The 15,170-nt window shown below is 57.3% G+C and carries 8 protein-coding genes; 4 read left to right on the top strand and 4 right to left on the bottom strand.

Annotated elements, in window-relative coordinates; translation table 11 throughout:
- Nucleotides 1-90 precede the first annotated feature (90 nt).
- Nucleotides 91-471: a BlaI/MecI/CopY family transcriptional regulator gene (locus OSO_RS0121160; RefSeq protein ID WP_010585135.1), complete on the bottom strand. Its 381-nt coding sequence runs from the start codon at nucleotides 469-471 to the stop codon at nucleotides 91-93.
- A gap of 462 nt (nucleotides 472-933) precedes the next feature.
- Nucleotides 934-2,880: an acetate--CoA ligase gene (gene acs / locus OSO_RS0121155; RefSeq protein ID WP_010585134.1), complete on the bottom strand. Its 1,947-nt coding sequence runs from the start codon at nucleotides 2,878-2,880 to the stop codon at nucleotides 934-936.
- A 499-nt stretch (nucleotides 2,881-3,379) separates the two neighbouring features.
- On the opposite strand from acs, the gene OSO_RS44465 reads away from it, so the two are divergent.
- The 3 genes from OSO_RS44465 (at nucleotide 3,380) to OSO_RS0121140 (ending at nucleotide 6,272) form a co-directional block, all read left to right on the top strand.
- Nucleotides 3,380-4,453, top strand: a complete 1,074-nt coding sequence (locus OSO_RS44465; RefSeq protein WP_063710435.1) for an SMP-30/gluconolactonase/LRE family protein — start codon at nucleotides 3,380-3,382, stop codon at nucleotides 4,451-4,453.
- Nucleotides 4,454-4,692: 239 nt separating this feature from the next.
- Nucleotides 4,693-5,058: an STAS domain-containing protein gene (locus OSO_RS0121145; protein ID WP_029247283.1), complete on the top strand. Its 366-nt coding sequence runs from the start codon at nucleotides 4,693-4,695 to the stop codon at nucleotides 5,056-5,058.
- A 179-nt stretch (nucleotides 5,059-5,237) separates the two neighbouring features.
- Nucleotides 5,238-6,272 (top strand): LOG family protein, encoded by a 1,035-nt coding sequence (locus OSO_RS0121140; RefSeq protein WP_010585131.1) that lies wholly within the window; start codon nucleotides 5,238-5,240, stop codon nucleotides 6,270-6,272.
- A 395-nt stretch (nucleotides 6,273-6,667) separates the two neighbouring features.
- Here the strand turns inward: OSO_RS0121140 and OSO_RS0121130 are convergent, their stop codons facing one another.
- Nucleotides 6,668-9,859: a bifunctional cytochrome P450/NADPH--P450 reductase gene (locus tag OSO_RS0121130; RefSeq protein WP_010585129.1), complete on the bottom strand. Its 3,192-nt coding sequence runs from the start codon at nucleotides 9,857-9,859 to the stop codon at nucleotides 6,668-6,670.
- 181 nt (nucleotides 9,860-10,040) lie between these two features.
- The gene (locus tag OSO_RS0121120; protein ID WP_010585128.1) at nucleotides 10,041-10,628 is read right to left on the bottom strand and encodes a TetR/AcrR family transcriptional regulator; all 588 of its coding nucleotides are present in this window, start codon (nucleotides 10,626-10,628) and stop codon (nucleotides 10,041-10,043) included.
- 396 nt (nucleotides 10,629-11,024) lie between these two features.
- Between OSO_RS0121120 and OSO_RS0121115 the strand changes: the two genes are divergently transcribed.
- The gene (locus OSO_RS0121115) at nucleotides 11,025-15,119 is read left to right on the top strand and encodes a hypothetical protein (protein WP_010585127.1); all 4,095 of its coding nucleotides are present in this window, start codon (nucleotides 11,025-11,027) and stop codon (nucleotides 15,117-15,119) included.
- The last annotated feature ends 51 nt before the right edge of the window (nucleotides 15,120-15,170 follow it).

Here is a 15,170-nt window from a genome sequence, read left to right as displayed (position 1 = left end):
GTCTACTTATCGGAAGCGTTGCCAAGCGGGAGCTTGGCAACGAGGACAGGCCAATTCACTGTTCGCAGCACGAAATGAATTCGAGCCCGGTTACTTACCACGTTTTTCTTTTTCTTCGATCAGCTTGCGAATCGCTTCCAGTTCCTTGGGAGGGATCTTTTCTTCTTTGAGCAGGTACGAGACGAGGCCCGAGGCCTGGCCGCCGAAGATTCGTTCGATCAGTTCGCGTGTTGCGCTCTTGGCAACACTTTGCTGTTCGACGAGTGGGACATAAATAAACGTTCGCTCTTCGACCTGGTGGGTCAGTGAGCCCTTCTCTTCCAGTTGTCGCAGCAGTGTTTGAACCGTGCTGTGTGCGACCTCTTCTTCCTGGTTGAGGGTTTCCGTAATCTCGCGGGCGGTGGCTCGCCGACGTTCCCATAGGACTTGCATGATCCGAGTCTGCAGTCGGCCGAGTTTGGTTTTCGACATCGCGGTGATTCCGACGGGGTGGCGTCCTTTGTCGTTTACTGAGGTAAGTTTATATATGTAGAACTATGATTGTCAATGAGGGTTTGGAAGACGCGTGTTGGAGGTGCTGGACTGGGGCTGCTTGTTTTGCTTGTGGTTGAACTGATGGCCTTGGAAATTGGCACCTGTTCGCCATGCTAATTGGGATGGTCGAGGCTGCCGAACGGTTCTCGTTTCGGGCAGGAACGGGGATGTGTGGTTCCGATGGACGCTTTGTGTGGAACGTGGGTTCATCGGCTGATTGAGAGGCACGGAGGCACGGAAAATCGGAGACAAAAGAAGAAGTAAAAAAGGCCGTCGAGCAACAAGCTCGACGGCCTTTTTTTCTTGGACGAGGGCGTCTTTCCGTCCGGTAGATGTCGGGTGGGAAGACGCGTTACCAAGCGGGAGCTTGGTAACGAGAGGGGGTGCTCGCGGGGCGGGTTATTCTTCTTGTTCGCGGAGCTTTGCGAGGACGGTGATGTCTTCCAGGGTTGTGGTGTCGCCTGCGGATTCGCGGCCAGCGGCGATATCGCGGAGCAGGCGGCGCATGATTTTTCCGCTGCGTGTCTTCGGCAGCGCGGGGGTGAATCGGATCTTGTCTGGCGTGGCCAGGGCTCCGATCTGTTTGCGAACGTGGTTCGTCAGTTCCTTCTCGAACGCTTCGCTTCCTTCACCGTTCTTCAAGGTGACGAAGCAGCAGATCCCTTCCCCCTTGATTTCGTGTGGGAAGCCGACGACGGCCGCCTCGGCGACAAGCGGGTGAGCGACCAGCGCGGATTCCACTTCCATGGTGCTCAAGCGGTGCCCGGCGACGTTCAGCACGTCGTCGACTCGGCCCATGACCCACGTATAGCCATCCGTATCTTTGCGTGCGCCGTCGCCCGCGAAATAGCAGCCAGCGATTGTGCTGAAATAGGTCTGCTTGAATCGGTCGTGATCGCCATACAGAGTTCGCAGCATGGAAGGCCATGGTTGCCGCATCACCAGCAGGCCCCCTTCATTGGGGCCAAGGCTGACGCCATCTTTGTCGACGATATCGGCCACGACACCCGGCAAGGGGCGTGTGCAGCTACCGGGCTTGGTGGCTGTGATTCCGGGCAGCGGCGCGATCATGATGGAACCGGTCTCGGTCTGCCACCAGGTATCGACGATCGGGCAGCGTTCCTGTCCGATGACCTTGTGGTACCACATCCAGGCTTCGGGGTTGATCGGTTCCCCGACCGAGCCGAGCAACCGGAGGCTGGATAGATCGTACTTCGCGGGCCAGTGGTCACCCCATTTGATGAAGGCGCGGATAGCCGTGGGGGCGGTGTAGAAGATGTTGACTTTGTACTTCTCGATGATCTCCCAGAAGCGGCCCTCATTCGGCCAGTTGGGGGCTCCTTCGAACATCACCGTGGTAGTGCCGTTGGCCAGCGGGCCATAGACGATATAGCTGTGGCCCGTGATCCAGCCGATGTCGGCGGTACACCAGTACGTGTCTTCGTCCTTCAGGTCGAAAACCCATTTCGACGTCATCATCGTGCCAAGCAGATAGCCGGCTGTCGTGTGCAGGACGCCCTTGGGCTTACCGGTGCTGCCGGACGTGTAAAGGATGAACAGGGGATGCTCGGAGTCGAGCGGGACCGGATCACAATCCGGCGAAACATCCGCCATCAGGTCATGCCACCAGTAGTCACGATCGGGCACCATCTGGACGGGGCTGCCCGTGCGGCGGACGACCACGACGCGTTCGACGGTTGGCGATTTTTCGAGGCTTTGATCCACGGCTTGCTTCAGGGTGATTTCTTTGCCGCGGCGCCAGCTTCCATCGGCGGTGACGATCAGTTTGGCCTGGGCGTCGTTGCTACGGTCGGCGACGGCGTCGGCGCTGAATCCGCCGAAAATGATCGAATGCGTGGCGCCGATGCGGGCGCAAGCCAGCATGGCGATGGCCAGTTCCGGGATCATGGGCATGTACAGCATCACGCGATCGCCGGTGTTGATGCCGAGTTTTGTCAGGACGTTGGCGAATTTACAGACTTCGCGATGCAGATCCTGGAAGGTCAGCACGCGGGTGTCGCCCGGTTCCCCTTCCCAGATGATTGCCGCTTTGTTCTTTCGCCAGGTTGTCAGGTGGCGATCGATGCAGTTGGCACTGGCATTGATTTTTCCGCCCGTGAACCACTTCGTCTCGGGCATCGCTCCTTGCAGGACGTGGTCCCACTTTTTGAACCATTGCAGGTTGTTCGCCAGTTCGCCCCAGAATCCGGCCGGGTCGACTTTGGCACGGTTCCACATCAAGTCGTATTGGCCTTCGGTGCTGATGTGCGCCTGTTTCGTGAATTCAGCAGAAGGAGGGAATGAGCGGGTTTCTTGCAGAACACTTTGAATATTTTCGCCAGACATCGGGAGCTTCTCCGAAAGCAAAGCGCATCGCGGCTTGGACTATTGGGTACAGCCACCCTGTCCTGACAGGTTCATGGACATCGCCCGCAGGATTGTTGGCCTGCTCGCGGCGAGTTCATCAGCGTGTCGATTCAGGTTTGGAGCACCGCTGGGACGGTTTTACCCTATTTGGGGCGGCAGATTAGACACGGATTTCAGGCTGAATGCTATTCAACTTGATTTATCTGTCAAAGGTCGTGGGAAATGGTTTTTTTGTAAGGCACCGTTGCAAAGGGAGCGATTGTTGGATGTTAGGGCGGTTGATTCAGGCGGAATGCGCAGTTTTTACGATCGCACTGAGGCCAATGGCCGAGCACGGACGTCGCCGTGGCCGGTGTTTTCGTTAAATCTTGACTCGTTCGCTCGTGGCCGCGAGTTGATGTCAACCTGGCCGCTGACTATGGTGGCGTCTGGATTTCTCCAATCCAAAACTCACATTTCGAACCTGAGGAAACTGTCCATGACGAATCGTTCGCGTCTGGTGCGTGTCTCGCGTTACGTTGTGTTGCTTGCGGGGGGGCTTGCCGCGGATTGCCGTCTGGCATCGTCGGCTCCCCCGATTGTTCCGCCCGGCGCTCAGGTTGAAAAACTGTTCGAGTCGAAAGTGCTGACCGAAGGGGTCTGCGTTGCACCGGACGGGATGGTCTATTTCAGTGAGATCACGTTTTCGCATGTGGCACGCGATAAGAACGGCGTGATTGAAGCCGGATACATCTGGAAGTTTGATCCCACGACGGGCAAGACCACGATCTTTCGGTCGCCCAGTGGCATGTCGAATGGGATCAAGTTCGATGCGAGCGGAAACATGATCGTGGCGGAGGGGGCGGATTATGGCGGTCGCCGCGTGACGCGGACGGATATGAAAACCCAGAAGTCCTACATCATCGCCGGGATGTTTGAGGGGCGACCGCTCAATTCACCGAATGACATCACGATCGATGAAAAGGGGCGAATCTACTTCAGCGATCCGCGTTATCTGGGGCATGAGCCGCTCGATCAGTCGATCCAGGCGGTCTATCGCATCGACACGGATGGGACGATTCATCGCATCGTTTCGGACGCGGGAAAGCCGAACGGTGTGGCGATCTCGCCGGATCAGAAAACCTTGTATGTGGTCAGCAACGACAACGGGTCGACCGCCATTGATCGGCTGAAACGGGGAACGGCCAGCCAATCGGACAAAGTGGAAACGCCGCTTCGCAAGGGATACATGGCCCTAATGGCGTATGACCTTGCCGAGGATGGGACGGCCAAGTACCGCAAGACGCTGGTGGACTATGCCCCGTATGACGGGCCGGACGGATTGATTGTCGACAAGGATGGCAATTTGTACGTGGCGGTGCGGGCGGAAAATCGGCCGGGCATTTATGTCTACAGTCCCGAGGGTGCAGAACTGGCCTACATCAAAACGGAAGTTCCCACGAACGTCGGGTTCGGACGAGGGGCGGACTCGAATCTGCTCTATATTACGGCGGGTGCCAGTCTGTACCGGATTCGACTGAATAGTCACGGGTATCAGCTACCAACGCGATAAGGGAGGCAAGGTCTCGGCCTGCACAGCCGATTGCCACAGTCGCCCGATTGCCACAGTCGCCCGACCATTGCCGTCGACCGATCACCGCAGCCAACGGATCCGTCGCGTCTCATGAGACGTAACGGATCCGTGTGGTCGCGGTTGTTGTGTGTGGTTGCGATCAGCGATAAACTGCGCATCGTGCGGCGAACAACGTTGCGTGGAAGGGATTCTCGTTCTGGATGGTTGAGGGATCGCAAATGGCCGCTGCCAGTGACGCATTTCGGGTGGAAATAACGGGTGGAACGATCGTCATTTCGCCGGTGGGCGATATCAACAGCCTGTCGAGCGATTTGCTGGACGAAGTGGCGGTGATGATGACCGATCTGATCGAAGGGCACGAGTCACCAATGCTCGTGATCGATCTGACGGATGTGCCATCGTGCAGTTCGCTGTTCATGTCGTTTCTGCTGCGATGCCATAAGGCCGTTAAGAATCGAAGCGGTGAAATGGTGCTTTGCTGCGCCAGTAAAATGATGCTGGAATTACTGTCGCTGACCCGTCTCGACACCGTTTGGGCCGTGTACCAAACCCGGTCTCAAGCCTTGGATGCGGTCGATGGTTAGTGGCACCGACGCTTGGTCCTGGCAAGTTCTTGAGCATGTCCGACCGGCTCGTTCGGTTTGCTGGCGAAGAGTCTATCGACGGATTGATTCCCGTTTGAAATTTCACGAGTTCTGCATTTAATGATCAAGACGCGATCTGCCTTCGCATCGACTTGCGCTTTTGCTGACGAGTTATTTCTATGAGTTCTGAAGCTGATTTACCGATCAATTCGGCGTCGAATACGATCCCCGGACCAATTCCCTCCAAGTTCGAGCTTGATGCACGGGCCGCACTGATCGCCGAAATCAAAGAGACTGCCGACAAGTTGGGGGTCGATCAGGCATCACGAGGCGATCTGAAAATTCTGAGTCGGGCGCTGAAGGAATTGCGTTATGCCTTCAAGGTGTTCACTCCGTTTCGCAATGTGAAGAAAGTTACGGTGTTCGGTTCAGCGCGAACGGCGCCAGATCATCCCGATTTCCTGGCGTCAGTCGAGTGCGGTCGCAAGATGGCCGAGTTGGGCTGGATGGTTGTGACCGGTGCGGGCGGCGGCATCATGGAGGGGGCTCATCAGGGCGCCGGTGCGGCGATGTCGATGGGCGTCAACATCATGTTGCCGTTCGAGCAGGAAGCGAATCCGGTCATCAACAACGACGCCAAGCTGGTGACGTTTCGGTATTTCTTCACTCGCAAGCTGATGTTCGTCAAAGAAGTTCACGCCGTGGTGCTCTTCCCAGGCGGTTTCGGAACACAGGACGAACTGTTTGAAGTGCTGACTCTTGTGCAGACCGGGAAGCGGGACTTGATGCCGATCGTGTGTGTCGAGAGTCCAGGCGGAACGTACTGGGCAAATTGGTTTGAGTTCATTCGCAAAGAACTTCTCGCGCGGAAATTGATCAGCCCGCACGACCTGTCGCTGGTTCGGTTGACAGACAGCATTGATGTGGCCGTGCAGGAAGTGACCAACTTCTACCGCAATTACGACAGCATGCGTTACATCCGAGACCGGCTAATTCTTCGGTTGCACAACCCCGTCAGTGACGAGTTGCTGGCGAAATTGAATGCCGAATTCAAAGACATCCTGACCAGCGGGACGATTGAGCGGACCGAGATTCACCTGTTCGAAATGGAAGATGATTCGACCCGCGACTTGTGGAGACTGGCACTGCACTTCAATCGCCGCGATTCGGCACGTCTGCGCGAAATGATTGATCTGCTCAATCAAGAAGGATGACGCGGGCTCGTCTCAATAATGAAGGCTTGGTCCGCGCGGAGTGTTGTCGTTCAAGGCAAGGAATCAGCGGACGAAGCCCACAAGTTTGGGATTTCCGGGGCCGCGAATCGGAAGGCTATGTCCGCTAATCTTTGTGCCATTGGCTATGCCAATGCCCGATCCGCATTGATCCAGAACGGGGCCGTGATGGATGTTGATGAACCCTTCAGTCGAGCTTTTTTCTGATTGAAGATTGCTTCCCAACGAACGGTGTTCCTTGCTTGCAAATCGACTGGCACTGGCACAGCCAGTGGCCCACAAGAGATGTTGGATACCGGGGATGGTATGGCGGCTTTCGTCGTCGTTTCGAAGCGAAGCTGCGTTACCGAACGCACCTACTGCGTTACCACAATGCCTTATCCAAACACATCCACGACGTAGCGGATGCTGCTTTCCAGATTTGTCAACCATCTTTCGACGTTGGTGTCATCGGCGCCCGTTCGTTCCTGATGCATGCGTCCGAAGGTTTCGCGGACGGCGGGGGCCATCTTGCGGCCTTCGCCACAGACGAAGATTTTTGCTCCATTCTCAATGAGGTTCATGACCTCTGCCCGTTCCGTCCAAAGTCGATCTTGAACGTATTGCTTTGCCGAGCCGTCAAGTCGCGAGAAAGCTGGGCGCAATTGCACGAATCCCTCTTGTTCCCATGCCAAAAATTCGTCTCGGTACAGGTAGTCGACGTCCGGATGACAGCAGCCGTAATAAAGCAGTACGGAGCATGGCGCGACGCCATTGGGTGTGCCGCGAAGGGCGAGTTCCTGAATGAAGCCTCGAAAGGGGGCGACCCCTGAGCCTGCGGCGACCATGATGATCGGTTGCGTGTTGTGATCGGGCAGGTGAAAGCCAGGATTTGAGGGACGGACGGCCACGGCGACTTTGGTGCCTGGTTTGGCCTGGGCCAGATAGTTCGATGCGACGCCGAAGTATGTCCCCTGCCCTGACCAGGACGTGCCACTGATCACCGAGAGCGTGAGTGTGCAGTGATCGGGGCTCCAGAGCGGTGACGACGAAATCGAGTACTGCCGCGGTTTGAGTGGCTGCAGCATTTGCAGGTAGGCGGCGAGAGGGAGGCCGCACGAAGCGAACCGTTCGAGCAGATCGAGAATGCTGACACGCTTGTTCTGAATCTCCTCCGTATACGCCGACTTGTCGGCGATCCACCGTTCAAGTTGTTTCTTTTCGGGGGGACATGGAGTCGCGACGGCGAGCTGTTCGATTTGGAGAGGCGTCGCGGCGAGACCCAGTTCGACATAGCTGGAAATGAGTTCCCCGATCATGACGGGCTGGTCGGTCGGCAGGAAGGTCTGCACGGCATCGCTGCGGTGAATCATGATCTGTGCATCATACGACAGGCCGAATCGGCGCAGGACGCGATCAACGTTCTCGGGGGGATTTGTCGGCAATACGGCCAGGTAATCGCCGGACCGATATTTCATTCCGGTGGGCAGGGTGATTTCCAGATGGCGTTTCGAGCGTCCGATGGGCGACGAGAGATTCACGAGTTCACGGTTCTCGACGACGAATCCGGTCTCCAGGTGGTTGACGCGTAGCAGCGGGTCGCGAGTCGCGGAGACGAATTCGATTTCGAGTGCGGGGTGGGTTGTGCTGGGGTTCGGGTCAGTGTTCTTGGCAAGCCCGATCGTGTTCCAGAGCGTCGCGGACCAGGCGTCGAAGGCACTGAACAGCCCTTCTCGGGCGTCGGCTTCCCCGCGGTCAACGAGCCGTGAGGCACCGGCGGCGGTAAGTCCCGAATCGATTCGCTTGGGGATCGCCTGATAGGTACGCGTCCAGTCGCGGTTGCCACATCCGAAGACCGCGAAATGAACTCCGTCGCACGCGCCAGGGGGCAGGCTGTCGAGCCAGCCCACAAATTGGCGTGCATTGTCTGGCGGTTGTCCCTCGTAGGTGGCTGTGACAATGATGACAGGGCCGTCTTTCGAAAGGTGATCGACGGCAGAATCCAGCGGTGCGGTCGTGGCACGGTAGCCGTGTCGATGCGCCTCGGTCGCGATCCGTTGTGCGAACGATTCACATGATCCGCTGTTGGAACCGAACAAGACCTGCATTGGTGTTTTGGCAGAATCGAGCGGTTCCGTCACCGCAGCGACCTGAGCGGTTGCGGAGGCGACTGCCTGCGTGGCGCGGCGCATCGGAGCCGTGGCGAAGGCGCTGCGTCTTTTGGCGGTGACAAAGAAGCCCTCGGGCTTCAGTGTTAGCGTTTCTTTGACTTTCAACTGATAGTTTGCGTCGACTTTTGCCAGGTCAAATCGCTGCAGGATCATAGCCAGGATGAGTAGTGCCTCTTGCATGGCAAACGGCCGGCCGATGCAGGCTCGCTGTCCGTTGCCGAACGGCTTCCAGGCGTTGGGAGGCAGTTGTTCAAAGAGTTCTGGGGCCATGCGATCAGGATTGAAGGTCTCGACATCATCGCCCCAGACCAGAGGATCGCGATGCAGCATGGGCAAGAGGACAAACAGGACTTGTCCCTGTTGGATCGGATAGCATCCGCCGAGCATTTCCTGTTCGGCCTTGGGATGAACGGCGAACGCGGGGGCCGTTGGCCAGAGCCGAAGCGATTCTTTCAGAACCTGATCCAGGTAGACGAGCCGCGAAAGGTGTTCGAACCGGGGACTCTCATTTCCCAGCACCGCTTCGACCTCGGCCCGCGCCTTGGCCAGGCATTCTGGATTCTGGAGCAATTCATACAGGGTGAACGACAGCATTCCGCTGGTGGTTTCATGACCTGCGATCAGGAATGTTACCATTTGATAGCGGATGTTTTCGTCGCTCAGTCGTTCGCCCGTAATGGGATCGGCGGCCAGCAGCATGCGATTGAGCAGGTCTTTGACATCGGGAGCGGGATTCTTGCGGCGCTCGGCAATCAGTTCGTCTGCAACCTGGTGCATCACCCGGATGTCTTCGGTGTACTGCCGCTGTGTAATCAGCATCAGTCGCGTCTGCAAAGACAGTCTTCGCGAACGACGGCCGGATTCGTTCAGGGCGCGGACCATCGCTCCGACGAATGGGTGCAGTTCTCGCTCGTAGAAGCTGTTGAAGCGATAGTCGAACGCACAGAGTGCGATGGTGTCGAGTGTCAATCGCGTGAAGTTGTCAGCGACATCGATTGCGTGTGCGGGGCCCTCACGTTCCCATTTCAGCAGCATCTGTTCTGCAATGTCGACCATGCTGTCGAACATGTCTTGTAACGACGCCGGCCCGAATGCGGGCATCAAGATCCGATGGGCCAGCGACCAGTTTGGTTCCTGCGTATTGGCGGTGAACAGGCCATCCCCAGCGAAATCACGAATCTTCCAAAGGGCGGCGTGAACTTTCTTGTCGAAGCGCTGTTCGTCGCAGAGTTCATTCACCAGTTCCTGCGAGCAGACGACGAATAGTTCGCGACCAGGGAATTCGAGCCGAAAGAACGGACCGTATTGTTTGGCCAATTCCATCATCGATTGAACCGGTGTGTTCGAATCGATTGACGGCAGGTTGCGCAACAGCGGATACGCTTTGGGCTGCGGAATGCGATTGGGCAGGTTGGACATCCCTCTGTTCCTTGCAGGAGTCATGATCGAGATGGGCGGTCAATGCGTATGGCGTTGCACAGGGCATTGTCACCCGGTTCTGACGGGTTCACGAACAGCGCAAACAGGCATGTGGACCTGCTCGCGGAACGTTGATCGATGGGTCAATTCAAGTTGGAAACGCGACTCATTGACGCTCGATTCATCGTGCATCGGCTTTCAAAGTTCCATAGCGGAACACATCAATGACGGTCAGGCACAGTTCTTCATAGCTGATGTCGGCAGACACAATTTGAGGATTTTCTCCCAGTCCGATGACCGATGAGCGAAATATGACTTGAACGACCAGTGGATTGAGTTCCTCACGCCAGTAGCCCGCCTCGCGGACCACACGCATTGCGTTCTGGAAAATCTGTTCGATGGCCGATTCTCGCTGGCGTCGGAATTCCCGATGAATGTCGGGAAAGGCGTTTTGAATTTCGGCCAGGCATGGCAGAAATTGCGAGACAGGCAAGTCTCGCAGTTCTTTGAGCAACTCCAGCAGCCAGTTGTCGTACTGCTTCATCGTGACGGTCGGGCCCATGGCGGCGGCGTGAGCGAACGGACGCAAGATCCGCTGGCAAACCGCCGCGACGAGTGCTTCTTTGTTTGAAAAATGACGATAGATCGTCACCCGCGTCAGGCCTGCCGCGGTCGCCACGTCCTCAAGGCTCGATTTGAGGACGCCTCGTTGCGAGAAGGTCTGGAAGGCTGAGTCGATGATTCGGTCGGGGGTTGCGGTGCGTTTCATGATTCCAATGATACAAAAAAATGACTCTTCTGTAAAGTTTTAGGCGTCGTGACGAGATTGGCAAGTCAGAAATTCGAGCGGGTTGAAGCCTGGCCAACCGCTGTTTGGGATGTCTGTACAAACGGGAGAGTTGGAAACATCTGAGCCGCCCTGACGGAACTGGTGGCCTTCCCTTACCTGTCGCTGGTCATGGCGAAGGGGCCTCGATTCGAACGGCCATGCCACGGCGACGCGCATACCGTGGGGACCGTCGCAGCTCTAACAGGCAGCGGATCGGGCAGGCTGCAGATCGAGAGAGCTTGGGTGTTACAGGCGCTTGATCGAGCCGCTACAATTCTGACTGCCGACGAGCGTGCGCCGCGACGCGTGATGTAGGCACAAAACCAGGAGTTACTGATGCCGGGGTCTCACCCGTTTCGCAAATCTGTCCTGAGCGCCTCGACCGAGGAAGTCATCGTCAGCGAGCATCTGGCGGATCTGCGGGGTCGCGTACGGCTGCTGACATGGATCTCGGGGCTCTGTTCGCTGGCGGTCGTCGTATTTGGCGGATTGCTGATTACCGGGATGCTGGATTGGTTCGTTCACTTCGACGAATCGGGCACGCGGTTGGTCTTTGCTCTGGGGCTATTGGGCGCGGCGGGATGGATCTTATGGAAGCAATTGATCGGTCCCCTTCGCGTGTCACTGACCGGGACTTTTCTTGCCGCGCGCGTTGAGAAGCGTTTTCCGGATTTGAAGAACCGGGTGGTCAGCGCGGTGGAGTTTCTTGAACACCGCTTGGATTCGCGTCTGGGTTCCAGCGAACTTCAGCAGGTTGTGGTCAAGCAGGCCCTAAAGGATTTGGAGCGGATCGAACCTGCGGATGTGATTGAGTCTGGTGCGATTCGCAATCTCACGTTTGCGGGTCTGGTCGTCACGGCGATCACGGCGATCACGGTCATTCTGCATCCCGCCGAAGCGGTGACGTCGGTTCAACGGCTGGCGTTTCCCTTCGCGCCGATCCCCTGGCCGCGTGCCGTCGAGTTGCAACTGGTGCATGCAGACCTGTCGTCGGCGACGTTTGATCCTGATCATCCTTTCTTAATCGCTCGCGGAGACACACTGGAGCTGTATGTCAAAAATCGCAAAGGGAAGTTGCCGGAGCGTGTCTGGTTTGAGTATCGGGTGGGTGACGAGGGGCCGGTCGCGCGGGAGACGTTACGGCAAACGACCGTTCGTGACGAGCAAGGTCGCTCGCACGAGACGGCTGTATTGAGCTGGATTGCAACGCGGGGCGAGATGCAGTTTCGGGTCAGTGGTGGTGACGATGAAACGATGCCCTTTTATCGTATCGAAGTCGTTCAACCTCCGAACCTCGAATCTCTGCAGGTCACGGTGACGCCACCAGCGTATTCGTTGCAGACGAAAGAAACTCTTCCGCCAGGCGTTGGGCACGTTCAGGGGCTTATTGGGACGAAGGTCGAAGTCACGGCGACCAGCGACAAGCCGCTGAAGTCCGCCGTTCTCCATGTCGGTACGCAGGCGGCGGTTGATGTTCCGCTTGATCCAGGCCGCCATGAGTTGGCCGCCACCTTTGAGATCAAAGAGGCCGCGGCAAATTATTATTGGTTTGAACTGACGGATGAACGCGGATTCACCGATCATGAGCCGGTGCGATACGAGCTTCGAGGGATTGGCGATGGCGTACCTGTCGTGACCATTGAGTTGCCCGTGACCGATGTCACGCTTACCGCAGACGCGGAGCTGCCGATTCAGATCCTCGCGAAAGATGATCTGGGATTGCGCGACGTGCAGATTCGCTATCAAATTGGCGACGACGAGGCGACAAAGACGATTCCGTTGTACACGTATCAACGGCAGGCGGCTGCGGAGGCCGCAGGGGACAGTCCAGCGGCAAGCGGCGTCGGCGAACCGTCTGGGCTTGGTCCGCAGCAGCAGCAAGTCGAGCACGTCTGGAAGATGAGCGACTTGAGTCTGCAGCCGGGAACGCAAATCGTCTTTCGCGGCGAGGCCACTGATGATTGTGACATTGGTCCGCCGCATATCGGGTCGAGTATTCCGCGGACGATCACCATCGTGTCGCGCGATGAGAAGCAAAAAGAGCTGGCCTCGCGCGTGGGTGACTTGCACGACGATTTGAAGCAAGCGACCGAAATGCAGCAACGGGCTCGTCAACAGACGCGAGAGCTGCAAACCCAGTTAGAAAACGTGGGTGAATTCCGATCGCAGGATCTCGACCAGTTACAGCGGACGGAACTTGATCAGCGTCAGACGGCATCGCGATTGACGAATGCGGCCGACGGTGTCGAGACACGTGCCCGGAAGTTGCTTGACGAGTTCCGGGGCAATCGCGTGAACGACGAAGCGACCGAAGCGCGTTTGGCGCGACTTGCCAACGAGCTGGAACGTTTGGAAAAGGAAGAGTTGCCAGCGGTAGAGCGGGCGCTGACGGCGGCTCAAAAGACGGCCGAGAGTCAGCGAAAGCCGGACGGTTCATTGGAAAGACCGCAGGAATCCATTTCCGAGACAGAAAACTCCGCGACGAAGTCGGCGGCCGAGAAATCGACTCGACCCGCTACGGCGGGTGATAAGAAACCGGCACGGGCCAGTGATCCTGCTGGGGCCGAATCACAGACGGCTGAATCGGCAACTCCGTCGGTTCCTTCCGACTCGAAAGAGGCAGGTGGCGAAAAGGGCGAGCCGCAGAAGAACGAGCACCAAACGCAAGACGGCCAGAAGCAAGAGGCTCAGAGCGGCGTAGCGAAGGCAAAGCCCGCTCCGCGAGGGGATCAGAAGCAGGATCTCTCGGAGCAAACAACTGCGGAGCTGAACGAAGCACAAGAGAATCAGACCCGGGCTCTGGAAACATTGCAGGAACTTCAAGAGGCGCTATCGGAATGGCGCGATCGCCGCGACGTGTCACGCGATCTGGATTCCGTCATTGCTGAGCAGGAAGCGGTTCAGAAAGAAGCGGCCGAGATGGCGCAGAATACGCTGACCAAATCCGCCGCCGAGCTAACGAAACAGGAGAAGGCAGAGCTGAACAAGCTCGCCGCACGTCAGTTGAAGGTGTCGGAGCAACTCGACCAGTTTCGAAAGCAACTGCAGCAGACGGCCGAATCGTTGCGGAAGAGTGATGAGGACGCGGCCGAGCGAATGTCAGAAGTTGGCCAGCAACTGAACGAGCAGGAAACGGCCAGCAAACTTCAAGAGGCGGCTCAAGACATTGCGGACAACAAGCTTGGTTCGGCCACTCAGGCTCAACAAAGCGCGATGGATGAACTTCGCGATGTTGAGCGGATGATGAAGCGCCAGCCGCAAGAGGATCTTGAGCAGTTCGTGAAGCAAACCGAGGAAGCGCAGCAAGAGTTTCAACAGATCCGGCAGGAGCAACAGGATCTGGCGGATCGCGCGCAGGATCTCGCGAAGCAACCCGAGTCGATGGAGAAAACGGAACAAGTCAAACAGTTGATGGAGCAGCAAGAAGAGCTGACAGAGCGAATGGCGAAGGCGGAGCGGAAGCTGGAGCGTCTGCGACTGCATGGCCCGGCGGACGCGGCGCATCAAGCTCGAAAGCGTTTGACGGAAATGATGAAGAATGCGCAGGAGGCCGAAGACGGCGAAGAGATGTCGCAGGCGATGGACGAAGCGCTCGAGGATCTGGAGCAGGTTGAACGAGAACTGGTACTTGAAAAGCGGATTGCACAGGAGCGGCTGGCGTTCGAGCAGCTTGAAAAGATCGAAGATGAGCTGAAATCGCTGCGGTCTCGACAAGAGACGGTGCTCGCCGAAACGGTGCGACTGGATGAGGCCCGCGGCGAGCGAGATTCGTTTAGCCGTGGACAGTTGAAGACGCTGAAGGATCTGGCGGAGACGGAACGTTCGCTGCATGTGGCGGCGGAGCAGATGCAGCAACAGATGGCCTCGGCCGAGGTGTTCTCGCTCGTGCTGAAGCGACTGGCTCGAACATTGAAATTGGCCGCGGATCGCCTGGGAGAACAGGAGACGGGGGGACCGACGCAGACGTTAGAGAACGAAGGGCTGCGGAAGATCGACAGTTTGCTGGCGGTGCTGAAGCAAGAGAAAAAGAAACCTGAAAAGCCAGCAGAAGGCGCCGAAAAGCCGGAGGACTTAAGTCAGGAACCCAAGCCCGAATCAGACAAACCCGAAGAGGCTCAGCCGCCCGGCGACACCATCCCGCAACTGGCTCAATTGAAGTTGCTCAAGTCTCTGCAGGAAGAGTATCTGGAGCGGACTGAGTTGCTCAACAAGCTTCGTGACAAGGATGGCAAGCTTCCTGAATCGGTGTTGGCCGAGAAAGAAGAGCTGGCACGCGAACAGGCGGAACTGGCGGACTTTGCCCGCGCCCTGATTGTGAAATATTTGCAGCAGCAGCCGGATCGCGAAGAGGGGGACGAATCCCCTGAGGCGAAGCCAGACCCTGTGAAGGATCAGGACCAGTCCAAGAAGACGTCGAATAAAAATGAATGATGTTTTGTCGAGCGAAGATGGTCCGCGTTTCGTGTGATGCGGTAACCGGGA

It is taken from the genome of Schlesneria paludicola DSM 18645 (assembly GCF_000255655.1).
In the GTDB taxonomy this organism is placed as follows: domain Bacteria; phylum Planctomycetota; class Planctomycetia; order Planctomycetales; family Planctomycetaceae; genus Schlesneria; species Schlesneria paludicola.
This window is presented reverse-complemented; position numbering and strand designations above follow the sequence as displayed.

Coding starts and splice junctions, on each gene's coding strand:
- OSO_RS0121160 (WP_010585135.1), bottom strand. CDS start 471: ATGTCGAAAACCAAACTCGGCCGACTGCAGACTCGGATCATGCAAGTC.
- acs (WP_010585134.1), bottom strand. CDS start 2,880: ATGTCTGGCGAAAATATTCAAAGTGTTCTGCAAGAAACCCGCTCATTC.
- OSO_RS44465 (WP_063710435.1), top strand. CDS start 3,380: ATGACGAATCGTTCGCGTCTGGTGCGTGTCTCGCGTTACGTTGTGTTG.
- OSO_RS0121145 (WP_029247283.1), top strand. CDS start 4,693: ATGGCCGCTGCCAGTGACGCATTTCGGGTGGAAATAACGGGTGGAACG.
- OSO_RS0121140 (WP_010585131.1), top strand. CDS start 5,238: ATGAGTTCTGAAGCTGATTTACCGATCAATTCGGCGTCGAATACGATC.
- OSO_RS0121130 (WP_010585129.1), bottom strand. CDS start 9,859: ATGTCCAACCTGCCCAATCGCATTCCGCAGCCCAAAGCGTATCCGCTG.
- OSO_RS0121120 (WP_010585128.1), bottom strand. CDS start 10,628: ATGAAACGCACCGCAACCCCCGACCGAATCATCGACTCAGCCTTCCAG.
- OSO_RS0121115 (WP_010585127.1), top strand. CDS start 11,025: ATGCCGGGGTCTCACCCGTTTCGCAAATCTGTCCTGAGCGCCTCGACC.